Genomic DNA, 24,606 nt, shown 5'->3' with positions numbered 1-24,606 from the left:
TTTTATCTGGAAGAAAATAGGTAAATATGGTTAAGGATAGATGGGACAAGGGGTTGAGGGGGTGTTGGGTTTTGACATGAGTTTTTTATGTGTATACAATTACAAGTGTATAATTCAAATAAAGTTGACTCCATTAAAATAAAGTTCGCTCCATAAAAATAAAGTTCATTCCATAATCCCGTAGTAAATGCAGGATAACCCCTGTTTTGCTGCGGGGTTTGCTTTTTTTACAGGGGAAAGGGCTAAGGTATAAGGACTAAGTTATTAGATTTTTCATTAGAATTTTGATTAGAATTATTTGTTGGTTACAGCCTTAAAACTATTGATTTTAAAGGGATTGAGAGAAGTATTGACTACTGTATTGAAGATAATATTGATATAGCAACTGAAAGGGTGAAATAAAACCTTAACCCTTAACCCATGAAACTTATTCCTATTTTCCTTTCAACATATCCCTATTTGGAACCGACTTTATTTTAAAAATTACTACAAGAATTAAGGAATAAATGTTATTAAATGGAATGAAAATATTGAATTTTAGAACCGACTTTATTATATGGAAGAGATTAGAAGAATAGGGTTAATACTAGAAGGCATAAGGGTTTGAGGGAAAGTGGTTTGGAGCGGAGTTTATTTTAAATATACAATAGGACTAAAATAACAATGCTTTTATTGACAAAAGCAAAAATTTACATTAGTATATGCATATAATTGAATATAATCATATAGAGGTGATAAATTGGATTTTATAGAAATCTTTAAAGCATTGGGAGATGAAAACAGAATTAGAATACTCAATTTGTTAATAAGAGGGGAACTCTGTGTGTGCGAGATAGAAACAGTGCTGGATATGACGCAGTCCAATGCTTCAAGGCATCTAAATAAATTAAAAACTTCAGGAATTATAACCAGTGAAAAGAAATCGCAATGGGTCTACTATAGAATAAATAATAATTTTATTGAAGAAAACAACCTACTGTATGAATATATTAAGAACAAGATGGATGAAAAAACACAATTGAAAAGAGATATAGAAAGACTAAAAAAGTTTAAAGAAGGTAACTTTACTTGTGAGCACCTGCGAAATGATAAAAGTCAGGTTTTTAAGTATCTGCAGTGTCAGTGTGATAATACAAGAAATGAGAACTAAACAGAACTTCGTCTTAAACAAATTATATGATTATAATCGAATATAATCATATAAATAAATCATATTTATTATAAACAGATTGGGGGCATAAAATGTGAGTAGTAAAGAAGTAATACAAGAAAACAAGGGATTAGGTTTTTTTGAAAAATATCTCACACTTTGGGTGGCAGCCTGTATAATAGTGGGAGTTGCAATAGGACAATTAATTCCTATAATCCCTGAAACTTTAGGCAAACTTGAATATGCTAATGTATCCATCCCTGTTGCCATTCTTATATGGCTCATGATATACCCCATGATGCTTAAAATTGATTTTTCAAGCATTGTCAGGGCAACAAAAAAGCCAAAAGGACTTATAGTAACTTGTACAACAAACTGGCTTATCAAGCCTTTTACAATGTATCTTATAGCTGGGTTTTTCTTGAAGGTAGTGTTTAGTAGATGGATTGAACAAAATTTAGCGATTGAATACCTTGCAGGTGCAGTACTGCTAGGAGCTGCACCATGTACAGCTATGGTGTTCGTATGGAGTTATCTGACAAAAGGCGATCCTGCTTATACATTGGTGCAGGTAGCTATGAATGACTTGATTATATTGTTTGCGTTTACACCAATTGTCGCATTCCTATTAGGTGTAAGTAATGTAACCGTTCCTTACGACACGCTGGTATTATCAACAATCTTGTTTGTTGTTATCCCATTGGCAGGAGGATATCTTACTAGAAGGAACATTATTAAACGCAAGGGTATAGAGTATTTCGAAAATATTTTTCTCAAGAAATTTGATAATGTAACTATTGTAGGTCTTCTTCTTACATTAATAATTATTTTCTCTTTCCAGGGTGAAATTATTTTAAGCAATCCTTTGCATATTGTATTAATTGCCGTACCATTAATTATCCAGACATTCTTTATATTTTTCATTGCCTATGGCTGGGCAAAGGCATGGAAATTACCTCACAGCATTGCAGCACCTGCTGGAATGATTGGAGCGAGTAACTTCTTCGAACTTGCGGTTGCAGTGGCTATTTCTCTATTTGGACTTGAATCAGGTGCGGCTCTTGCTACAGTTGCAGGGGTCTTAACAGAAGTGCCCATAATGTTGACCTTGGTTAGAATTGCAAATAATACAAGAAAGTGGTTTCCTGAAAAATGAATGTAGGATAAACAGCAAATGAATGATGAGAATAGTAGAAGCAATCGATATACACACAAATATTAAATATGTTAAAAGCAATTATATAAGATTCAAGCAAATAATATTCCGGTTAAAGTGATTAATCATTTTAACCGGTTTTTATATGCCGTAATATCAAGTTTCTCTGAAAACTAAATTAAGAGAGGTAATTGTATTAGATCTATAGTAACACATAATAAAAAGGTCTCAAATAATTAAATAGAAAGTCATAAATATATAGACTAATATCCATATTGCTATTTGAAGAAATATTGACATTATATAGATATAAACATATATTATATATAGATAAATATCAATATACTGAGGTGTTGAGATGAAGTTAAATTATGATGAAGGTGCGAAGATTATTAAAGCTCTTGCAGATCCAAATAGGCTTAAAATAATCGATATTTTATCCTGCGGAGAAATGTGTGCCTGTGATATTTTGGAACATTTTGATTTTACACAGCCGACACTTTCACATCATATGAAGGTTCTGATGGACTGCAATATTGTAGAATGCAGAAAAGAAGGGCTATGGAGCTATTATTCTCTAAATATATCTAACTGCAATAAGCTTATATTGTTTCTTATGAATCTTATAACAGATACTGATGAATGTATCTGTAAAGATAAATCAAAATGTAAATGCTAGTAGAGGAGTGTATGATTATGAAAAAGATGATGATTTTTGATCCAGCTATGTGTTGTCCAACAGGAGTATGCGGGCCAAGTGTTGATCCGGAGCTTTTGAGAGTTTCTACAGTATTAAATAATTTGAAAAAAAGAGGAATAGTGATTGAAAGATACAATCTGACTAATAATCCACAGATATTTGTTGAGAATGAAGAAGTAAATAAAAAATTGAATGATGAGGGAGTGGATGTACTTCCAATTACAATGGTTGATGGAGTTATAGTAAAAACCAAAGCCTATCCGACCAATGAAGAATTTTGCAGTCTATTAGGTATATCAGAAGATTACTTAAAAGCAACTGAGAAAAAAGTGATTAAAAGATGCTGCTGCAAGAGTGGATGCTGCTAATTTTGAAAGAGGGATATGGATGTCAATTAAAGAATTTAGTGTGACAGAAATAAGATTGACAAAGTATATTTTTTTTACAGGAAAAGGTGGGGTTGGTAAAACATCATTAGCATGTGCTACAGCAGTAGCTTTAGCCGATGAAGGCAAAAAGATTATGCTAATCAGCACTGACCCAGCTTCAAACCTACAAGATGTCTTTGATGTTGAATTGAATAACAAAGGTGTTGCTTTAAAAGATGTACCTAACTTAGTTGTTGCAAACTTTGATCCAGTGGAGGCAGCTGCTGAATATAGAGAAAGTGTTATAGGACCTTACCGTGGCAAATTGCCTGAAGCAGTTTTGAAAAATATGGAGGAACAGCTTTCTGGATCATGTACTATTGAAATTGCTGCATTTAATGAATTCTCAAACTTTATAACTGATGAAAATGCAGCCATGGAATATGATCATATAATATTTGACACAGCTCCAACAGGTCATACTCTAAGGATGCTTCAGCTTCCTTCAGCGTGGACTAATTTTATTAATGAAAATACTCATGGTGCTTCATGCTTAGGGCAGCTTTCGGGACTTGAAAATAAAAAAGAAGTATATAAAAATGCAGTAGAGAATCTCGCAAACAAAGAAAAAACTACACTTATAATTGTATCCAGACCTGAAAAATCACCACTAAAAGAAGCGGAGAGAGCATCTAAAGAGCTTCAGGATATAGGAATAAATAATCAGGTTTTGGTAATCAATGGTGTACTGGAAGAGCATGATGACTACCTTTCCAATGCTATTTATAAGAAACAGCAAAATTCCCTGAAGAATATGCCACAAGCACTTAGAGCTATAGAAACTTTTAAATTACCTCTAAGACCTTACAATGTAACTGGTTTGGAAAATGTAAGAGCTTTTTTGAAAAGTGGTAGAATTAATTATGATAATGAAATGCTAAATGATTACGATATACAAAAATTAAAGAATGTAATTGAAGATTTGTATAATAGAGATAAAAAAATAATATTTACAATGGGCAAAGGTGGAGTAGGAAAAACGACAGTAGCAGCTGCAATTGCTTTGGAATTAGCCAAAAGGGGCAAGAAAGTTCATTTAACAACTACTGACCCTGCAGCTCATTTAAAGTTTGTATTAGATGAAAGCTATGGCATTACCATAAGCAATATTGATGAAAAAGCAGAACTTGAAAAGTATAAAGAAGAGGTATTAAGCAAAGCTAGAGAGACAATGAGTGAAGATGATATTGCTTATATAGAGGAAGACTTAAGATCGCCTTGTACTCAAGAAATTGCAGTATTTAGAGCTTTTGCTGAAATCGTGAAAAGGTCAGAAAATGAGATTGTAGTAATTGATACAGCGCCAACAGGGCATACGCTTTTGCTTTTGGATTCCACTCAAAGCTATCATAAGGAAATTCAGCGTTCACAGGGAGATATTCCAGAATCAGTTAAAAAACTTTTACCTAAACTGAGAGATGAATTAGAAACAGAAGTGATTATTGTAACTTTAGCTGAAGCTACTCCGGTTTACGAAGCATTAAGACTTCAAGAAGATTTAAACAGAGCTGGAATTCATAGCAGATGGTGGGTAATAAATTCAAGCTTATATGCTGCGAAAACAACCAATAGTATTTTAAAGGCAAGGGCAAGCAATGAAGTAAAGTGGATTAATAAGGTAAGTGAAATATCAAAAGGGAATTTTGCAGTTATAGAATGGATTCCAGAAGAAGTAAAAGGCGAAAAACTTAAAGATCTTATAGATTAGAATAGTAAAGGCATTACATTGAAATGTAATGTCTTTACTAATTACGAAGGAGTCTGGTTTTGAAGATGTAAATATTGAAATTGCACATATATACACTAAGGATGTAATAGAAAGCATTCTTTCTAATAAAGAGATATTCATAGATCCCGATGATGCATCAAATATTGAGTCCTTAGATGGAGCATATGCAGGTGACCTGATAAAGGCCAGAAAATAGGGGGTATTTATTGTTAACTATAATGTAAGAATAGCACATCAACATGATATACCTTTCATTACTAAAATATACAACGAAGGAATTGAAGATCGGATAGCTACACTTGAATCAAAATTAAAAACAGAAGAAGAAATGCTTGATTGGCTGAAGGACAGAAGTGGTAGGCATAAAGTATTGGTAATAGAAGATGAGAAAAATACAGTCCACGGGTGGGCTTCACTAAATGTTTTCAATTCAAGATGCTGCTATTCTGGCGTGGTGGATATATCAATATATATTTCGAGAAAAATGCGTGGCAAGGGATTAGGAAAGCTGCTTCTTAGATCGCTTATACAAACAGCTAAAGATGAAGGTTTTCATAAGCTTGTTTTAAGCACATTTAAGACCAATGAAGCAGGACAAAAACTTTATAAATCTCTTGGATTCAGAGAGGTTGGAACTTATGAAAAACATGGAATTTTGGATGGTAAGTGGATTGACATTACAATAATGTAACTAATACTTGATGACTAGTTTATAGTTACTATTATGCATAAATATTCTTTCGGATAGTATGAATGGAATGTGAAATTCTCTTGTAGTCAACATATTCATTGTTCCTTTTGTATTCGATCAAGAATCTTGAGCCAGACCTTCTGTCTCTAAATTTAGCATTATTCGTGTAAAGGTAGTTACAAAGTAGATATTCTATATAGATTGTTACTTGTAATACTGCTATGACAGGCGGAGGTAATAGTATAGAAAACAGGCTGAGGAGAAGATTAAGATAGTGTTAGGAGGGTTCGATAAAAGGTGGCTGGTTAAAGTAGGTGCTATTATGAGTTATAAGTGCAAAACAAAGGTAAATAGTGCGAATTTGTATTTTATAACGAAGGAGTTAGAGATTATTTAAGCGTTGGAGGATGGAAAATGAAAAATCTCATTTTTATAAATGGAACTATGGGGGTAGGAAAGACAGTCACAAGCAGAGAGCTGCAAAAACTATTGCCAAATTCTGTTTTCCTCGATGGTGATTGGTGCTGGGACATGTCACCTTTTATCGTGAATGATGAAACTAAAAAGATGGTAATAGACAATATTAGTTATCTATTAAATAATTATATTTCGTGTTCAGTGTATGAAAATATAATTTTTTGTTGGGTAATGCATGAACAAAGTATCCTTGATGATGTATTATCTAGGCTAGACAAACATAGTTGCATATTATATAAATTTTCTTTGGTATGTTCAGAGCAAGCGTTAATTTCACGAATTAGAAAGGATATAGAAATGGGAATAAGGACTGAAGACGTTATTAACAGAAGTATATCAAGATTAAAAAATTATTTTGAAATGGATACAGAGAAAATTGATGTAAGCAAGGTTTCTGCTAAAGAAGCAGCTAAAATAATATTTGGGTACATTAAGAAATAGTTTCATAACACGCTATGAAGAGATTGTGGTATGACAAAGCATGAGTCTGTAATAATAGGAGATAACGTGTATGAGCAATACACTGATTTGTTATTATTCACTATTGGGAACTATAAATTATCAAGAAAATTAAGTAATAAATGTTATTAAGTGGAATGAAAACATTGAATTTAGAGCCGGAAAATCCCTTAATAAATGCAAGAGAATTCTTCATTTGCTAAGGGATTTGCTTATTTTCAAAAAAAATACATCTGGATAAGATTAACATAACAATATTTACATAATCCAATTTTCTGCTTTCCAAATGGAATGAAAAAAGGTAAACTAATATATATCAAGCTATAATTATGTAAAATAAAATACTGACAGCACATCTATATCATCCAAGTAACATTTTTCTTTAATTCATTCTATTAGTACAGGAGGATTCAGCTTTGAAAAATTTAATTAACATGTGGAAACGGTTAAGCCTGGTAAAGCAGATAATAGTAGGCTTGATTATCGGTATTATTTTGGCATTAACAATTCCTGAACAAGCAAAATTTGTTGTTATTTTTGGGTCTTTATTCGTTGGCGCTTTAAAGGCATTGGCGCCTGTACTGGTTTTCTTCTTGGTTTCATCAGCTCTTGCTCAGCATAAAAGCGGTCATAAAACCAATATGAAAGCCATTGTTGTGCTTTATGTTGTAGGAACATTCCTGGCTGGTGTTGTAGGTGTTCTTGCAAGCTTTATGTTCCCAATAAAGTTGACACTAGTATCAGGAGTTGAAAGTGTGTCAGCTCCGGGCGGAATTACAGAAGTCCTTAAGAGTTTGTTGATGAATCTGGTTGACAACCCTGTAAAAGCGATATTTAATGCCAACTACATTGGTATATTGGCATTTGCAGTATTATTCGGCATAACATTAAGAAAAGCAGCTGATTCAACTAAAACATTTATGGCTAACGTTTCTGATGCATTGGCAGATATGGTAAGAATAGTTATCAGCTTCGCTCCACTGGGTATCATGGGATTGGTATTTGACTCCATTGCAACAAGCGGTATAGAGGTATTATTAAGCTATGGACAATTAATATTAGTGCTTGTTGGCGCTATGGCCTTTGTAGCTTTAGTAATGAATCCTATAATTGTTTTCTTAAAGATACGTCAGAACCCATATCCCCTTGTGCTCAAGTGCCTGAAAGAAAGTGGTATAACAGCGTTTTTCACAAGAAGCTCAGCTGCCAACATTCCGGTTAACATGAGCCTGGCTGAAAGACTTGGTTTGGATAAGGACACCTATTCAGTGTCTATTCCTTTGGGAGCTACTGTTAACATGGCAGGTGCAGCTGTTACAATTTCTGTATTGACCCTTGCAGCTACTCATACACTTGGAATTTCTGTAGATATACCTACTGCAGTAATACTAAGCGTATTATCAGCTGTAAGTGCTGCAGGTGCTTCAGGGGTAGCAGGTGGATCATTGCTTCTTATTCCTTTAGCATGCAGCTTGTTTGGAATTCCCAATGACATTGCGATGCAAGTAGTTGGTGTAGGATTTATAGTTGGTGTTATACAGGACTCATGCGAAACAGCAGTCAATTCATCAACAGACGTGCTGTTTACTGCAGCTGCTGAATTTGCTGAATGGAAAAAGCAGGGCAGGAAAATAGTAATCAAATAGGTAAGAATAGAGCAATAATATATAATCAAGATAAGGGCGGTTATTTAATGAGAACCGTCCTTCATTTTGCAGACATATTTAATTTAATAAATTTCCAACAGAATCAAATTGCACTTATATTGAACTCCTTTGGATGTTTTCTTCACAATTACATTTTAGAGGCTTTTTAATGTTCCAAAATCCCGCAGCAGATGGAAGAGAAATTTTTATTTGCTTCGGGGTTTTGCTTTTATTGTGATGTTTGCGACACCATGATTAAAGCCTTTAGTCTGGATATAGTTGATATTATAGGTAATACATATAATAGATTGACAAGCTATAGAATTTATCAATTTAACATAGAAATAAAGCTCTAGTATAATTAATTACATTATCGAGAGCAGGAGGTTGTATTATGAAAAGCAATAATAGAATACTTATATTTTCAGCTTTAGGTATTGCTATAAATATAGTCCTTGGAACAGTATCAGGGATGTTAAATATTCCGCTATTGTTTCTGGATACCATAGGAACTATATTTGTTGCAGTAGTATATGGACCTTTTTATGGTGCCTTAACAGGAGGACTCACAAATGTAGCCTTGGGAATTATACAGAATCCAAAAAATATACCTTTTGCATTAGTAAATATTGTAGTAGGAATTGTAGTTGGTTTAATTGCAAAGAAGTGGAAGTTTGATCTGAAGGCTGCGATTATTACAGGAGCAATACTGGCTGTAGTTTGTCCGCTCATAGGAACACCTATATCAGTATATGTATATGGAGGACTTACCGGAGACTTTAACGATGTATTCTTTACCTGGTTAGTGCAGACAGGACAGAAAGTTTTTACAGCTGCATTCATACCTAGAATAACAAGCAATATAGTAGATAAGATTGCAAGCTGTGTAATAGTTTCATGGATTGTTGCGAGAATTCCAAAAAACTATATACAAGGAGTCATGTAATGGAGAGAAGCAAAAAGGTAATCTTTACATCTCATTGCATATTAAATCAAAATACTGTGGTACCTCCTTTAGCAAGGGCAAAGGGACCTTATAGAGATATAGTAGAGGTTATATTTAACAATGGGATAGGTATACATCAACTTCCATGTCCGGAATACAGATACCTAGGATTGAAAAGAAAGCCTATGACCAAAGAAGAGTATGATAATGAGGAATTCAGGAAGTTATGTAAAGACATATCAAAAGATATTGTAACTGTAATGAAAGAGTACTTAGATAATGGTTATTATATTATCGGTTTAATAGGTATAAACGGCAGCCCAACCTGCAGCATTATAGGTGATAGGGGAATACTTATGGAGGAGCTATTATCTTCATGCAGGGAGGCAAACATTGAACTCAATTTAATAGATGTGCCAACGGATTATCATGATGGTGAAAATGAAAAAGGTTTTATAGATAGATTTAAGGAGTTTATAAGCAACGCATGTTGATATATTATGCAATTCCAGTCATGATAATAAACTTGGTTCTAAAAAAGTTCGTTGAAAAATCCCGCAGCAGATGCAAGAGCCATCTTCATTTGCTGTGGGAATTTTGCTATATGGGATAGGTAAAGCTGGGTATAAAGGTTTAAGATAAATCATGCAAGGAACTTATAATGGTTACTAAAGTTTATGGATAGAGTTATGTTGACAAAAATGTTGTTACATAGTATTCTAATTATATGCATTAATAGCAGATTATCATGTTCTAATATGTAGAACCATGAATAATTATGTGTTTCGTTTTTGTTTTGTAAATGGCGATACACTGATATTTAAGTCATGCTTATTTCATGATGGAAAACGGGGGAATAAAAATGAACTATACAGTTATTACTGCTGCTGAAAAACCGGAACATAAGAAGACACATGATCATATAACATGTGAAATATGGCCTGAATTTATTTTAAATGATCCGATTTCAAATGCTAATTTTAAAAACATATACAAAACGTTTGCTGAATATCAATTTTCCATATTAATGGATGACAGTATAGTTGGATTTGCAAATGCTATTCCCTTTTATTGGGATGAAGATTTAGGCAACCTGCCGGAAGAAGGATGGGATTGGGCATTACTTAAAGGGTTTGAAGATAACTCAAATAATAAGAATCCCAATGTTTTGTGCGGTCTTCAAATTGGCATAGACAAAAAACATCAGGGGAAAGGATTAAGTCAACTGATAGTTAAGGAGATGAAATCCATCGCTATTAGAAAAGGATTTAAATATCTGGTTATTCCTGTAAGACCTAATATGAAAAGCAAATATCCTTTGATACCCATTGAAGATTACATTCAGTGGAAGGATGGCAATGGACTGCCCTTTGATCCATGGCTAAGAGTACATGTTAGACAAGGTGCAGAAATAGTAAAAGTATGCCACAAGGCCATGTATATTCCGGGAAAGATAGAGGATTGGGAAGAATGGACAGGTATGAAATTTATGAGCAGTGGAGATTATGTAATTGATGGAGCGTTAGTTCCCGTTAAGGTTGATGTAGAGAATGATATTGGCGAATATGTTGAGCCCAATGTATGGGTTTCATATAAGCTAAGTGAGTGAGAGAAAAAAGAGTAAACAATTTTACATGGAAGGCATATGTTTGGAAAAAAATATTGCATGGTATATTAATAAGAGGGTTGAAAGAACCGTGGGAGATTCCATGACTCTTTTTGAAACAGGAGTCATGGATTTTTTTCGAAAAGGCAATTTTGTCTTTATTGATAAATATAGAGAAGGTATAACCATTGAAGAAAAATTGACATTTACATAAAAAACTTTTCTGCCGATATCTTAATGTGCAGTACGAATGCTATAACTGAGAGTGGGGAATTGCACAATATTGATGGCAATGGAAGCAGAGTTGCACCAATTATATATGGCCCAAAGCAAGTTATATTAGTTACAGGCGTCAATAAAACAGTTCGCGGTATTGAGAAGGCAGAAAAAGAATTAGACAATATGCTGCTCTCATAGATGCAAAAGATTGGGTAAGGATACGACTTGTACTACTTTAGGTTACTGTATAGATTGCAATAAGTCCAAATAGAATATGAAATGATTTTGTAATCATAAGAGGGTAATTTACCAAAGGAAGGATAAAAGTAATCATTGTCGGAAAGCAATTGGGATATTAGCAAATTGGTCTACACAATCCCGTAATGGATTAGTTATAAATTCTGATCTATTACGGGATTTTTATAATGTTTAGGACAGTATAAATTTAATTTCTTACAGGAATGAAGCTGTAAATATGATATTAAGGCGAGTATATGTATAAATTTGATGGATATTGAAATATAAAACAATGAAGTAAAATATTATAAATTACCAATTAATATAGTAAAATTTACTGGGAGGTATATGAAAATTCAAATTGGGAGGGTTGTATATGACATTAAAAACTTCAGTAAATACAGAACTGCAAAGGAAACCGGATATCATGGCAAAGTTTATTTTACTAAATCTTTTGGGTATTTTTATGTTTTTTATCCCCATCAGCATTGGAGGATCAAAGTCCATACCCATTGATCACATTGTTACATTCATTCGTCAGATTCCTCATTTTGGTGCCATTTATGCAGGAATAGTGATCATCATAGGAGCCATATTGCCTTTTATAAGAAAAACATGGAACAAAGATGTAATCACTACGATCTTTTCGGTTTTTAAGGTATTAGGAGTTGTTGTGTATTTTATGGCTGTATTTGAACTGGGGCCTGAGAGAATACAGAGATCAGATATGCTGCCCTTCGTCTTTGATAAAGTAGTTATTCCTGTAACCATGTTGGTACCTGTAGGAGCTGTATTCCTTGCATTTTTGATTAACTATGGACTTATGGAATTTATAGGTGTATTTATGAAGCCAGTTATGCGTCCCATATGGAAGACACCAGGGCGGTCTGCTGTTGATGCAGTGGCATCCTTCGTAGGAAGTTATTCAGTAGCGTTGCTTATAACAAACAGAGTATATAAAGAAGGCTATTATACCAATAAGGAAGCCTGCATTATAGCAACAGGTTTTTCCACGGTTTCTGCTACCTTCATGGTTGTTGTAGCTAAGACACTTGGACTTATGGATAAATGGAATACTTACTTTTGGGGCACCCTTGTGATAACCTTTATAGTAACAGCATTGACTGCCAGGATTTATCCACTGTCTAAAAAGTCCGATGGAGGATATAACGGCATGGAGGTCATACCCGAGCCAATTCCTGAGAAAGGCAAATTGTTTTTAACTGCTTTGCATGAGGGTCTTAAAGCTTGTGCAGCAGCTCCAGGGGTTGGGAAAGGTATTGTAACCAATTTCAGAGACGGTGTAAGATTGGCCCTTTCTATAGGACCTACATTGATGTCCATAGGTTTCTTTGGCCTTGTGCTGGCTGAATACACCCCTTTATTTGATGTCATTGGGTATATATTTATGCCCTTTACGATGCTTTTGGGATTTGGAACAGAAGCAGCACTTCTTGCCAAGGGATGTGCCATAAGTCTTGCAGAAATGTTTCTTCCTGCAAGCATAGTTGCTTCTGCTTCTCCAGCAGTTCAAGCAGTTGTAGCCGTTGTATGCGTGTCTGAAATACTGTTCTTCTCTGCTTCAATTCCATGCATTTTATCTACAGATATAGATATTGACATCAAGGACTTATTGATAATATGGATTGAAAGAACTGTCTTGTCGCTGATTTTGGCTACTCCTTTTGTTCATTTGCTTGTTGTATAAAAATAAATATGTATTCGTTTAAAGTGCCCATATAATGGGCATTTTTTCTTTTCAAAATCATCTTATTTGGCTATATATGCATATACATTCTTTACTATGAAGTACATCTGTGCAGATTTAGTTATGTGGAATTTAAAAAGTAGGGAAAAAGAACTGGATTAATATAAATTGGTTGGTTACAAAATCTCATAATGGATGGGTACAGTCAATACATAAATTGTTATTATAACCAGTGTAATGTCATTGAAGAGGAGGAAAAACCATGAAAATAAATGATTTTAGACTTGAATGCTATTTTGAAAAGTATGAGTTCACAGCACCTTATCTATTGACCCAATCTGATTGTGAATCTATGACAACTAAGGAACTGCTTTCTTTAGAGCCTGGCGCAGAAGAAGCATATCTTAACCAATGGTTGGGTTATACAGAGACTTGGGGAGACCCGGAGCTGAGAGAAAAGATTGCTTTATTGTATAAAAACATGACCGCTGAAGATGTGCTGGTTTTCCATGGAGCTCAGGAGGCTATTTTTGGATATATGAATGTGATGCTAAATGAAGGAGATCATATGATTGCCATGTATCCAAACTATCAATCCGCTTATGAGATAGCAAAATCAGTTCCAAACTGCGAATTGTCCTTGTGGCATATAAGGGACGATGGAACTAAATGGGTGGTTGACTTTGATGAACTTGAAGCACTGATAAAGCCCAATACTAAAATCATTGCCATTAATTCTCCCAACAATCCGACGGGATATACTTTCACAAATGAAGAAATAAAGAAGTTATGTGAAATTTGCAGAAAACATGATATATACCTTTTCTCTGATGAAGTGTATAAGGGATTGGAACTGGATGGGGATAAAAGAGACTGGATGGCGGACCATTATGAAAAGTGTGCATCATTGGGCGTTATGTCTAAAGCATATGGCCTTGCCGGACTCAGAGTAGGTTGGCTGGTATCAAAAGACCATGAGACATTGAAAAAGGTTGTTAAATTCAAACATTATATGAGCATTTGTGATTCAGCTCCAGCTGAATTCTTGGCTAAAGTTGCCCTTAAGCACAGTGATGAGCTGTTGGAGAGAAGCAAAAATATCATAAGAAATAATATGAAGATAGCTGATGAGTTTTTTGACAGATATCCATATCTATTTGAAAAGAAACCCATAACTTGCGGCCCTGTTGCATACCATAAGCTGTTGGTTGATATGCCTGTTAAGGAATTCTGCCAGCTTGCAGTTGACAGAAAAGGAGTGCTATTGCTGCCTTCCTATATTTATGAAATGGATGGGCAATACTTCAGAATGGGATATGGCCGCAAGAATATGCCTGAAAGTCTGGCCAAATTCGAAGAGTTTTTGATAGAAGAAAAATTTGCTAGGTAATTATGCTGCGGCATATAAGCTGATGCTGTTTGGCTTATTTGTCGCATTTACTTATCAGGAGGTAATTATGGAAACTTTATTGTTGAGTTTAAAGGATGTAAGACAAGCACTGTCAATGAAAGAAGTTATAAGTGCCATCGAAGAAGGTTATATAGCATATTATCGAGAAAAGGTGCAGCAACCAGATATCGTATCTATAGAAATACCGAGAAACAATGGGGAAACTGATATAAAATCATGCTATAATGAATTAAATGAGATCATATCCGTCAAAGTTGCTTCTGGGTTTTACAATAACGGGAAAATAAACCATCTTCCATCAATGATTGGCACCATACTGTTATATGGCGGAAGAACAGGTGCTCCTCTGTGCATTATGGATGGCAGTTTAATCACCGGGATCAGGACGGGAGCGGCAGGAGCCATTTCATCTAAATTACTGGCAAGAAAAGACTCAAAGACTGTAGCAGTGTTTGGAGCCGGCGGTCAGGCAAGAATGCAAATTTATGCTCTATGTGAAGTAATGAATATAGAAGAAGTAAGAGTCTATAGCAATAATAAGGAAGAACTTCCTAAATACAAACAGGACATTGAAGAAAATACAAAGGTAAAAGTTATCTTATGTGATACAGTAGAAAAGGCTATGGAAGGAGCAGATATTGCAATATCTACTACGCCTTCAAAGAAATATTATATAGATAAATCTTGTGTGAGAACGGGTATGCACATTGTAGCTGTAGGAGCAGATATGCCTGGGAAAAATGAATGGGAGCCCGAAGTGTTTAGGGGAGCTAAAATTGTGAATGACAGCATTGCTCAATGCATCAGCAGAGGAGAAACCAGAAATGCAATTATTGCCGGGGTAATTAAAGAAAGCGATATATATGGAGAAATAGGTCAGCTTCTGGCAGGTGAAAAGCCACTAAGAGAAAATGATGATGAAATCACTATTTTTGATACCACTGGAATGGGAATTCAAGATAATGTAACTGCGGTAATGGTTTATGAACTGGCAAAGAGAAAAGGGTTAGGAGAATATTTTGAGTTTATTTAATATAGAAGAGGTGAGTCGGATGAGATTTTATATTGTTGATGCTTTTTCAGATCAAATTTTCGGAGGTAATCCTGCCGGAATCGTGTTAATAGATGAAAAGGATGACTTTCCAAGTGAAGATATCATGCAAAAGACTGCCGCTGAACTGCGTTATTCAGAAACTGCATTTATAAAAAAAGTCAGAGAAAAAGAATTTCATACCAGATACTTTACACCTGCGGCGGAGGTGGACCTTTGCGGCCATGCAACCATAGGTGCTTTTTCAGTGTTGTTGAACAAAGGTATTGCACGGACTGGGGATACATATATCAATAACACAATAGCTGGAGCATTGAATATTGAAATAGGTCAAGAGGCTATTTATATGGATATGGGAGAACCAAAGGAAATTTTTAAAATATGTGAAGAAAAAGATTTAAAAGAATTATATGATATCATGGGATTATCCCACGAAGATCAAGGTCTGTTCAATGGTAAGAAACTGATTCCTCAAGCCATATCCACAGGATTGCCGGATATCATGCTCCCTGTTAGGGATGAAAATCAATTGAATGCCATTTCTCCCGATTTCAAGGCCCTTGCAAAGCTTTCTGAAGGATATAAAGTTGTTGGGGTACATGCCTTTACATTGAATACAAAAGATGGAAATATCCATTGCAGAAATTTTGCACCACTGTACGATATTGATGAAGAAGCGGCAACAGGTACATCCAATGGTGCACTAACCTATTACCTATATCTAAACAATATTATTGGCAACAATAGCGTCAATCAATTCATACAAGGTGAAGCCATGGGGCGTCCTTCAAGAATCATCAGCAGACTTTTATTAGATAATGAAAAGGTAAAGATACAGGTTGGAGGAAATGCTGTGATTCTTGCGTCTGGAAATATAAATATTTAGGCAGGAGTATGTGGTATGGCAGACAAATCAAAAGAGAAAAAAACCGTTGTCATTGACTGGACTCCGGATAAAAACGGCAAAGTGCCTATGTACAAGCAAATCGTTAATTATATAAGTTCAAAAATATCAAGCGGTGATTGGACCATTGGCAGCATATTGCCATCGCAGCGGGAATTGGCAGAGATATTTGGAGTCAATAGAAGTACAGTTGTAGCTGCTTTGGAAGAACTTGAATCTTTTGGAGTTCTCAAAGGCGAAACAGGAAAAGGTACTACAGTCATCAGCAATACCTGGTCCCTTCTGATTTCGTCTGCTACTCCTGACTGGGGAAAGTATTTGCGATCAGGTATTTTTAAGGAGAATATGCCTACGATCCAAGCCATCAATAAAATGGAATTTGAAAAGGGAATTATCAGGTTGGGGACGGGAGAATTATCGCCTGAGTTATATCCTACTGAGATGATGAAGGATATCTATATGAAGTTATCTCAAACAATTCCATCCTTGAACTATTTGGAACCTCTAGGATTGTTGGAATTAAGAGAAGTGTTGTGTGAACGGCTTAAGGAAAAAGGCATTGAATGCAAACCTTCAAATATTGTAATTACATCAGGATCTTTGCAGGCTTTGCAATTAATTTCAGTATGTATGCTTAAGCAAGGATCTACAGTATATTGTGAAGCACCTTCATACATTAAATCATTACAGATATTTCAATCGATGGGAATGAGACTTTTGGGAGTTAACATGGATTGTGAAGGAATTCAATACTGGAACATGGGAACGGTAAGGAAGAGCGGAGAAGATGCTCTCTTATATACTATACCATCCTTTCATAATCCAACAGGTGCTCTCATGTCCGAAGCCAGGCGGAAAGATTTATTTAAATTTTGCAGTGATAACAGGTTGCCTATTATTGAAGATGATGCCTATGGGGATATCTGGATAGATGAAGAGCCTCCGAAACCGTTAAAAAGTATGGATGAAAACGGAATGATTATTTACTTGGGTACTATCTCCAAAGTCTTGGCACCTGGACTTAGAATAGGATGGTTAGTAGGTTCTGAATCTGTAGTAGAGCGTTTAAGCGATGTTAAAATGCAGACGGATTATGGGGCAAGTTCTGTTTCACAATGGATGCTGAGGGAAATATTATTAAGTGCTCATTATGATCAATATTTGGATGAGGTTCGCAGAGTACTGAAAACAAGAAGGGATTTAATGATAGGAGCCCTAGAAAAATGTTTTAGTAAGCTTGCTGTCTGGGAGGTTCCAAAAGGCGGTTTTTACATATGGCTTAAATTTAATCAAGATATTGCCATGGAAAAGCTGTTCCATTTAGCTCTGAAAGAAGGACTTCTATTGAATCCAGGCAGTATTTATGACTTTAAGAAAAACAATGCACTTCGTCTATCATACTCATATATCAAAGAGCAGGATATAATGGCCAGCATCGAAAAACTATCTCGTATAGTTTTATTGTTAGCAAAAGATAAATAACAACAATTAAAAAATGTAATATTGAGTATTAGTTTGAGCCATTCACTTAAAGCTACCTGATGGTTCAAGATTCTCATGTCAATGAAGTATTCCTCCTAAAGTGTTTGATAGTGTTTGTTAGTTACAAACACTATCAAAGTCTACTAATATCAATTTTTACACTTTAGTTAGGAATTGTGAATATATCTATAATTGTATGCTATGGTCTATATATAATATTGTGATGCATCTACATGTAAATTCACTTCTTGGTGTGGATGTTTTCCATAATAATAACTTGGAACATCTCTAGCTATTGTTATCACTGATATAGCATCTAATGCAGCGTTTCTTCTACTGTTGCCGCATTTGCAAAGCCTGAGCAGCATTAACACGGATTATTACAAGTGACGTTCATATAACACACTTTAATTTTCATTAATAAGTTTGTTAATATAATCAAATCCAATTAAAGCTGCATTTTGAGGCGGTGCCATACGATATTCAAATATTAGATATTCCTTGTAATTTATCTCTTTTAACGCCTTTATTAGTGAAGGAAAATCAAAATGGTTTCCATCAGGGCACATTCTGTCTACATCAGATATATCAACTTGCCCAATTATATCCTTGTTTTTTACAATAGATGTATAGGCATCTTCATTTTCACTATATAAATGTATTGAATCCAATTGTAATTTGAAGTAAGGTGATTCAAATTTACGAATATATTCTGCCGTCTCTTCGACTTTTACAAATACATCTGAAAGATTATGGCTCATTTGCTCCAATATAATAACGACATCTCTTTCAGCTGCATAGGATAGAATTTCCTGCATGCTCTTATATAGCTGCTTATCATATTCTTCTCTATTAGAAGCATCTGAAGTCCTTCCACGAATTGCACCTATACCTACTTTTGCCTTATCAAGCGTATACGCTAAGTCTATATATTCTTTCATTCGCTGAACGGCCTTTTTTCTGTTATCTTCATTTCCTGATGCTATACACAAACCGTCTTTGGTATAACTTAAACCAGTTGCTATCGAGGAAACTGATAATCCATGTTTTCCCAATATATTCTTGATTTCTTCAGCATTTTCTTTTGAAGGTTCATGTATAGTTAATTGCAGAGCCTCATAACCAATTTTAGCTGCAATTGGTGCTACGTCTTCCAGTTTTCCTTGTAATGGAGCCGTTAAGCAATCAAATGTTCCATCGGCATGGACAACACTTTTTTTCATTTAATCACTCCTTTCAGATACTATATAATTTATTTGCAATTGGATTATATTGTAAAGTTACCGATCTTTTATAATCTATTTCTTTTAGTGCCTTTGCAGCTTCTTGGAAATTAAAATGCTTATCATCTGGAAGTAATCTTCCGAAATCAGATAAATGGAAAAAAATCTGATATATGGAATAAAGTCAAGCACTCTTTCGGATAAATACGCTAGCTCTGTAGTTACGGCTAGAACTTTTAAATTATATTTAAAATAACTCTAGGTCATTCTATATAACTTCCTCATACATAAAAGGCATATTTAGATTAATAGGAGTATCTGTTGATATTACACTAAATTTCATGCTCAATTATCTTTTAGGTATATCTTATGTTACCATAGTTTCTAGAAGGTTACTCTTCTACCTTCTTCAGCAGATACATAGGCAGAGTACAATACTTTCATTGTCTCATAGGCTAAATCAAAGCCTGATTCTGGCTCCTTATCATGCGCAATTGATTCTGCAAAGGATTGAAGCTCTCCCGTATAACCTCTTATGATTTCATCAGAAACAAAAACTTTATTCCATCCTAATTTAGATGGTAATAGTTCAGCATAGTACACGTTCTCCAGTCCTTTTTCATCTGCCATATATGCATCCAACAAATCATTTTGTGTTAGATGACATCTCATACTGCTGTCATTTGTGAATATCTCTATTTCATTTTTGGAACCACCTAAAATAGAATCTGATGAAGTTGCAAGACATTTAGTGCCATCACTGAAGGTAATCATTACACTTGCTAGATCTTCAACATCCTCTGGATGAGATTTTACATACTTGTGTTCTTCCTCTGTTAAGCATTCAGTTATAAAACCACAATCAGCTACTATGCTTTTAATAGTTATATTTTCTCCACGAGCTTCTGCTTCTTTTTTCTTTAGCCACAACATTGCAGTAATTATATGGGTAGCATTTCTCATCATAGTACCGCCGCCAAATTTGTTCCATTTTCCTGCCAATGGTGAACTTGAACCTATAATGAATTCATCTCCACGCATAAATGTTATTTTGCTCTTCTTATTGGTTAATATTTCAGCAGCCCTTTGAACAGGTGTGGCAAATACAAAGTTTTCAGCATAAAAGAATTTCTTTTTGCTTTCCTCAATTACTTTTTTTAACTCTTCCATTTCCTGTAAAACTTTTTCATACATAACTGATTTAGGAACTGTTTTTCCGACATTTTCTTGGCCAGGCTCTCCAAAATAGCCAGTTAATGGTTTTTCACAAATTACATGTTTTCCAGCCTTTAAAGCTTTTATTGCCATTGGTATATGAAGATTAGTTGGGGTTAAAATATCAATTACGTTAATCTCTGGATCGTTTATTAGTTCATCAAAATCTGTGCAGGCTTTCTCAAAGCCATATCTATCCCTTACAGCTTCTGCCTTACTAAGAGTTGTTCCACATATTGTCTTTAGACGAATAGGTAAGCCACATACCTTTTCAAATCCATTTCCATGCAAGAATGCAGCATAACCACATCCAACCATACCAATTACAATCTTTTCCATATAAATATCCTCCTTATAGTTTTATATTTATAATTAACTCGTTGTGCTAGCTTTCAATTACAAAAATCTAGGCATGAAAAAGCTCCAACATATTATTTAACGCTATCATTAATAGCGATAAAAATGATAGGCTGTTACATATATGTTGGAGTATGATAGAACGTATTCTATCGAATAAATTAAAGATTTAGGAGACTATGTAACTGTCGCTTATGTCATAATTGACGACATTTACCGGGAAGTAACTCCAACACATATTAAAAATCGTTGTAAATCAATACTTCAGATATGAGTGATAGTGAAATAAATACCTTTAGCATGGTTTCTGTAATAAGAAGAATATGAGAGACTTGTTTCCAAGGCTCTACAGTACAATCAAATCTTACTATCTAGCACTAGAGGTTAATTATTGTTGCTAAATCATCTGTGATATATCACAGAATTAATTATATCATATGCTTTAGTTTTTGTTAATTACATTTTGTATATTCATAATTTTATTTTTAAACCCAAATTGATTGTTGATTTACAAAAAAATTGACAACTAATTTATGAGTAAAACGGAGCACCAATAGATAAGAAAGGTGTTGCCCATAATATGATACTTTGATTAACTTTACTAAATTTCTTCTAGTAATACAATGTCAAGGGTGAAGCTGGATTCTCTAATGTTATCCTTGACATTGTAAGTCAGCCAGCTGTACAATGGTTTAAATGGAATAAAGTCAAGTATGTAAGGTTACCGTTTGTTATAATATGGTATTCATAAAGATAATCAATAAGATGAATATTATCAAAAGATAGTAAAGTACAAGGATAGGAATCTATGACAACTGCATAGTTGCGAGTTTATGGCATTATTGTGCAAAGGAGGCGAAGACGCATGATAGAACAACTTGATTTTGCAGAACCGTTTTTTAGTGTTGATTATGTAGAAAATGAAGATGAATATTGGGTAGAAAAAAACAGTATAATTATAAATCTAGCTGAGCGCAGTCAGACAATTATGTATATCAAGGGTATTCCAATTATGCCTCTTAAAGGCACGATAGCAAAAGGCGTATATGTGAAAAATATTGGACAGGCACTTGTTGTGAAGGATTACGAAAGATGTGATTTAAACGATATACAAACTATACAGGCAATAAAGAGAACGTGGAAATCCCTTTATGAGTGCTCAGGGTTAGAAAGGCATAAAGGACTTCCTTATTACAAATCCCCAAAATTTAAGGTTGGAGAAGGAAGGAATCATATAGAAGTTAATTTTTGCTTTGTATCCGAACCACTTGCACCATCCGGTCTTCACCAGTTGCATGACCGGGATTTTGACGAGGTTCATGCACAAATAAGAGGATTCGGAATGATGCAGAAATTTGTGGAAAATGACCCGAATACCTATTTCGGTGAGTATATTATGGCACCAGGAATTGTGCACGACAAATTCTATGACGAAACAGGATATTATCCCTGGCACCAATATCAGAGCATAACTCCTTGCGTGTATTGCCCAATAGAGATAGATAGGTAGAAAAATAGATAAGAAAAATATATATGGAAAGAATAAAAATAAACTGATAAAAGAGGTTTTGTTATGAAGTTTAGTGTATATGCAATAGATCGCGATCTTCCACCAAGTTTCCCCTTTCCTTTGCGTGGGAGTTCTTATGAGCAATGTGCTGCCATAGCGAAGGAACTCGGATATGATGGTATTGAACTCCAAATCCAAGATCCGAGCTTCTACAATGGTCGCCAATTGAAATCAATGTTTGATTATTATGGAATTCAAGTTTCAGCAGTTACAACGGGATTGGCATATCTGTTTGAAGGAATGAGTATGACTCATCCTGATAAAAAAATACGTGCGGCAACAGTTGAGAGACTCAAGCGTCAATTAGACTTAGCAAAAGAACTAGATTCTCAGATACTGGTTGGATTTATTCGAGGTCGAAAGCAACCAGACTGGACGGACGAAATCTTCGAAGAAATACTTACTGAAAGTGTTGCCCAGGTTTTAGAATATGCTGAGGAAATACAGACCGTTTTTGTTATGGAGCAAATTAATCGTAATGATGGTGACGTTTTTTGTTCTACTGAGCGTACTATGGAATTTCTAGAAAAGTTTAATTCTGATTGGCTAAAGTACAATGGAGATACTTACCATATGGCAACAGAAGATTCAGATATTCCTGCAGCGGTGAGACGATCATTGAGTAAATTGGTGTTATTTCATGTATCAGATGTGGGAAGAAACCTGCCTGATGATAAGCACTTTAACTTTTATGAACCAGCAAAAGTTCTTAAAGAAGTAGGGTATGACCAATGGGTCTCCATTGAATGCAAGCCATTACCGACGAGTTACGAAGCGTGCAAACAGGGCATTGAGTATCTTAGGAGAGTATTCCTTTAAAGCTATTTCAATAAATGATTTTAATTGATATGAAAAATGTAACAATGTATAGAGAACCCATAAAATGTTTATCATTTTAATCTTAATAAAGTATTAACGAGAAGGCGAAATGATGTCATGAGCTACTTTTTTCCTTGACATTATTTCGCTCGTTTTTTTGTAATTGTAAAGAGTTGGAATACGGTTCTTAATCAGTTTTTTATTACCTTTTGACTTACCAGATTCTTATGGAAACATACTATTAGCCTTTGTTATTTTCCTTAGCTGCCATTGAAAGTCTTATATTATGTTGGTTGTATACATTATAGTTTTCTTTTCAGGATACTTAAAGAATGTAGATAATATATCCTGATTCATTTATCTTTTAATCCTTTGTTTTTCAGATCATTCAGTCCTCTTGCCAAAATTCTTAAAATATTCTCAGAACCATCTATATTTACCCCTAAAATTACATTTACAGCTTTACTTTTTAAAGGGATTATTTTATTATGCAAATGTCAAGAAAACGAGAAAAAGTTAGTAAAATCAATGATTTTATAATATGAAATGTACTCATTAAGCAAAATAATTTTATACTTGACTACATGCTATAGAAAATGTATTGTTAAAATGTATGTTTTATATCATAACTGTTCATGAATCGAGGTTATTCAACATGTCTAAGCGAAACGATAATAAATTAATTGCTTTAAATTATATAAAAGATCAGATAATTACATGTGCTTTACCTCCAGGGTCTGTAATTCGAATTGATGAAATTGCTGCTGAACTTAATTTTAGTAAAACTCCTGTTAGGGAAGCTTTATTAGAGCTTCAATATGAAAATTATGTTACAGTTGCTCCTAGGAAAAAAACCTTTGTTTCACCTATATCTTTGGAAGACTTAAAAAACATTTACGAAGCAAGACTTATTAATGAAGTTGCACTTTTTAAATTACTCGATATTAGTAATGTAGCCAATAGTAAAGACAAACTATTAGAATTGGTAGAAAGATGGAACAGTATGAACTTATCCGATAAAAACAAGGATACTTATACAATGTTTTTAAGGGAAGATTTAGACTTTCATGTTGCGCTGATTAACTTGTCTAAGAACCCTCATTTATCCCATTTTTGCCAAGAGTTACTCTATAAATCCCAACGATTTTGGTACTTAGCTTTATATAAAAATGATTTGGATTTGGTTCGTAAGCAACACATAGCAATATTAGAAGCACTTCTTGAATACGATTTTAAAAAAGTTTCTAATTTAGTAGAAGAGCATATACTGATTTCTAGGTCAATGTTAAATAAACTCTAAGCCTACAATAGTCTTATGGATTCAGTTGTGTCTTGCAATATGAGATAATTACTATTTTTCTTTAGCCAAGATATAAGGCAGAGAGATTAAATTTGCTGGTATTATATGTTATTCAAAATAAG

Annotated in this window: 22 protein-coding genes and 2 pseudogenes; 22 read left to right on the top strand and 2 right to left on the bottom strand. The window is 34.3% G+C overall.

Going from position 1 to position 24,606, the window contains the following annotated elements; translation table 11 throughout:
• Positions 1–739 precede the first annotated feature (739 nt).
• From BUB48_RS13610 to BUB48_RS13525, 18 genes and pseudogenes are all read left to right on the top strand, one after another.
• The gene (locus BUB48_RS13610; protein ID WP_073026775.1) at positions 740–1,150 is read left to right on the top strand and encodes an ArsR/SmtB family transcription factor; all 411 of its coding nucleotides are present in this window, start codon (positions 740–742) and stop codon (positions 1,148–1,150) included.
• Between the two features lie 94 nt (positions 1,151–1,244).
• Positions 1,245–2,306 carry an ACR3 family arsenite efflux transporter gene (gene arsB / locus BUB48_RS13605; protein ID WP_073026774.1) on the top strand — a complete coding sequence of 354 codons (1,062 nt, stop codon included), beginning with the start codon at positions 1,245–1,247 and terminating at the stop codon, positions 2,304–2,306.
• 358 nt (positions 2,307–2,664) lie between these two features.
• Positions 2,665–2,985, top strand: a complete 321-nt coding sequence (locus BUB48_RS13600) for an ArsR/SmtB family transcription factor (protein ID WP_073026773.1) — start codon at positions 2,665–2,667, stop codon at positions 2,983–2,985.
• 17 nt (positions 2,986–3,002) lie between these two features.
• Positions 3,003–3,374, top strand: coding sequence for an arsenite efflux transporter metallochaperone ArsD (gene arsD, locus BUB48_RS13595; RefSeq protein ID WP_073026772.1), 372 nt, complete (start codon positions 3,003–3,005; stop codon positions 3,372–3,374).
• Between the two features lie 19 nt (positions 3,375–3,393).
• Positions 3,394–5,142 (top strand): arsenical pump-driving ATPase, encoded by a 1,749-nt coding sequence (gene arsA / locus BUB48_RS13590; protein ID WP_073026771.1) that lies wholly within the window; start codon positions 3,394–3,396, stop codon positions 5,140–5,142.
• A 28-nt stretch (positions 5,143–5,170) separates the two neighbouring features.
• On the top strand, positions 5,171–5,359 hold the full coding sequence (locus BUB48_RS13585; RefSeq protein WP_073026770.1) for a hypothetical protein: 189 nt from the start codon (positions 5,171–5,173) through the stop codon (positions 5,357–5,359).
• Positions 5,360–5,368: 9 nt separating this feature from the next.
• Positions 5,369–5,854: an arsinothricin resistance N-acetyltransferase ArsN1 family A gene (locus BUB48_RS13580; protein WP_073026769.1), complete on the top strand. Its 486-nt coding sequence runs from the start codon at positions 5,369–5,371 to the stop codon at positions 5,852–5,854.
• Positions 5,855–6,268: 414 nt separating this feature from the next.
• Entirely contained in the window at positions 6,269–6,772 is a 504-nt protein-coding gene (locus BUB48_RS13575; RefSeq protein ID WP_073026768.1) for an AAA family ATPase, read from the top strand.
• Positions 6,773–7,206: 434 nt separating this feature from the next.
• Positions 7,207–8,436: a serine/threonine transporter SstT gene (sstT, locus tag BUB48_RS13570; RefSeq protein ID WP_073026767.1), complete on the top strand. Its 1,230-nt coding sequence runs from the start codon at positions 7,207–7,209 to the stop codon at positions 8,434–8,436.
• Between the two features lie 394 nt (positions 8,437–8,830).
• Positions 8,831–9,382, top strand: a complete 552-nt coding sequence (locus tag BUB48_RS13565) for a CD3073 family putative ECF transporter S component (RefSeq protein ID WP_073026766.1) — start codon at positions 8,831–8,833, stop codon at positions 9,380–9,382.
• A complete protein-coding gene (locus BUB48_RS13560) occupies positions 9,382–9,876 on the top strand; it encodes a CD3072 family TudS-related putative desulfidase (RefSeq protein ID WP_073026765.1) in 495 nt (164 codons plus the stop codon). Before BUB48_RS13565 ends, BUB48_RS13560 begins: the two co-directional genes overlap by 1 nt.
• 368 nt (positions 9,877–10,244) lie before the next feature.
• Positions 10,245–10,991 carry a GNAT family N-acetyltransferase gene (locus tag BUB48_RS13555; protein ID WP_073026764.1) on the top strand — a complete coding sequence of 249 codons (747 nt, stop codon included), beginning with the start codon at positions 10,245–10,247 and terminating at the stop codon, positions 10,989–10,991.
• A 40-nt stretch (positions 10,992–11,031) separates the two neighbouring features.
• Positions 11,032–11,512 (top strand): annotated as a pseudogene (locus BUB48_RS19185) (lactate utilization protein).
• Positions 11,513–11,820: 308 nt separating this feature from the next.
• Positions 11,821–13,152 (top strand): YjiH family protein, encoded by a 1,332-nt coding sequence (locus BUB48_RS13545; protein ID WP_073026763.1) that lies wholly within the window; start codon positions 11,821–11,823, stop codon positions 13,150–13,152.
• A gap of 262 nt (positions 13,153–13,414) precedes the next feature.
• The gene (locus tag BUB48_RS13540; protein ID WP_073026762.1) at positions 13,415–14,542 is read left to right on the top strand and encodes an aminotransferase class I/II-fold pyridoxal phosphate-dependent enzyme; all 1,128 of its coding nucleotides are present in this window, start codon (positions 13,415–13,417) and stop codon (positions 14,540–14,542) included.
• A 67-nt stretch (positions 14,543–14,609) separates the two neighbouring features.
• The gene (locus tag BUB48_RS13535) at positions 14,610–15,596 is read left to right on the top strand and encodes an ornithine cyclodeaminase family protein (RefSeq protein ID WP_073026761.1); all 987 of its coding nucleotides are present in this window, start codon (positions 14,610–14,612) and stop codon (positions 15,594–15,596) included.
• 19 nt (positions 15,597–15,615) lie between these two features.
• Positions 15,616–16,500 (top strand): PhzF family phenazine biosynthesis protein, encoded by an 885-nt coding sequence (locus BUB48_RS13530; RefSeq protein WP_073026792.1) that lies wholly within the window; start codon positions 15,616–15,618, stop codon positions 16,498–16,500.
• Positions 16,501–16,515: 15 nt separating this feature from the next.
• Complete coding sequence (locus BUB48_RS13525) at positions 16,516–18,000, top strand: aminotransferase-like domain-containing protein (RefSeq protein WP_073026760.1); 1,485 nt, start codon at positions 16,516–16,518, stop codon at positions 17,998–18,000.
• 407 nt (positions 18,001–18,407) lie between these two features.
• Here the strand turns inward: BUB48_RS13525 and BUB48_RS13520 are convergent, their stop codons facing one another.
• Together BUB48_RS13520 and BUB48_RS13515 are read right to left on the bottom strand one after the other, a co-directional pair.
• On the bottom strand, positions 18,408–19,223 hold the full coding sequence (locus BUB48_RS13520) for a sugar phosphate isomerase/epimerase family protein (RefSeq protein ID WP_073026759.1): 816 nt from the start codon (positions 19,221–19,223) through the stop codon (positions 18,408–18,410).
• Positions 19,224–19,607: 384 nt separating this feature from the next.
• The gene (locus BUB48_RS13515) at positions 19,608–20,777 is read right to left on the bottom strand and encodes a Gfo/Idh/MocA family protein (RefSeq protein WP_073026758.1); all 1,170 of its coding nucleotides are present in this window, start codon (positions 20,775–20,777) and stop codon (positions 19,608–19,610) included.
• A gap of 178 nt (positions 20,778–20,955) precedes the next feature.
• On the opposite strand from BUB48_RS13515, the pseudogene BUB48_RS18620 reads away from it, so the two are divergent.
• From BUB48_RS18620 to BUB48_RS13500, 4 genes and pseudogenes are all read left to right on the top strand, one after another.
• A pseudogene (locus BUB48_RS18620) lies at positions 20,956–21,139 on the top strand (IS982 family transposase); the annotation flags it as partial.
• 521 nt (positions 21,140–21,660) lie between these two features.
• Positions 21,661–22,305: a hypothetical protein gene (locus tag BUB48_RS13510; protein ID WP_073026757.1), complete on the top strand. Its 645-nt coding sequence runs from the start codon at positions 21,661–21,663 to the stop codon at positions 22,303–22,305.
• 63 nt (positions 22,306–22,368) lie between these two features.
• Positions 22,369–23,184, top strand: a complete 816-nt coding sequence (locus BUB48_RS13505) for a sugar phosphate isomerase/epimerase family protein (RefSeq protein WP_073026756.1) — start codon at positions 22,369–22,371, stop codon at positions 23,182–23,184.
• 655 nt (positions 23,185–23,839) lie between these two features.
• Positions 23,840–24,484, top strand: coding sequence for a GntR family transcriptional regulator (locus BUB48_RS13500; RefSeq protein ID WP_073026755.1), 645 nt, complete (start codon positions 23,840–23,842; stop codon positions 24,482–24,484).
• Positions 24,485–24,606 lie beyond the last annotated feature (122 nt).

It is taken from the genome of Lutispora thermophila DSM 19022 (genome assembly GCF_900142105.1).
GTDB classification, from domain to species: domain Bacteria; phylum Bacillota; class Clostridia; order Lutisporales; family Lutisporaceae; genus Lutispora; species Lutispora thermophila.
Note: the sequence above shows the minus strand (reverse complement) of the source record. Positions and strands in the feature narration are given on the sequence as shown.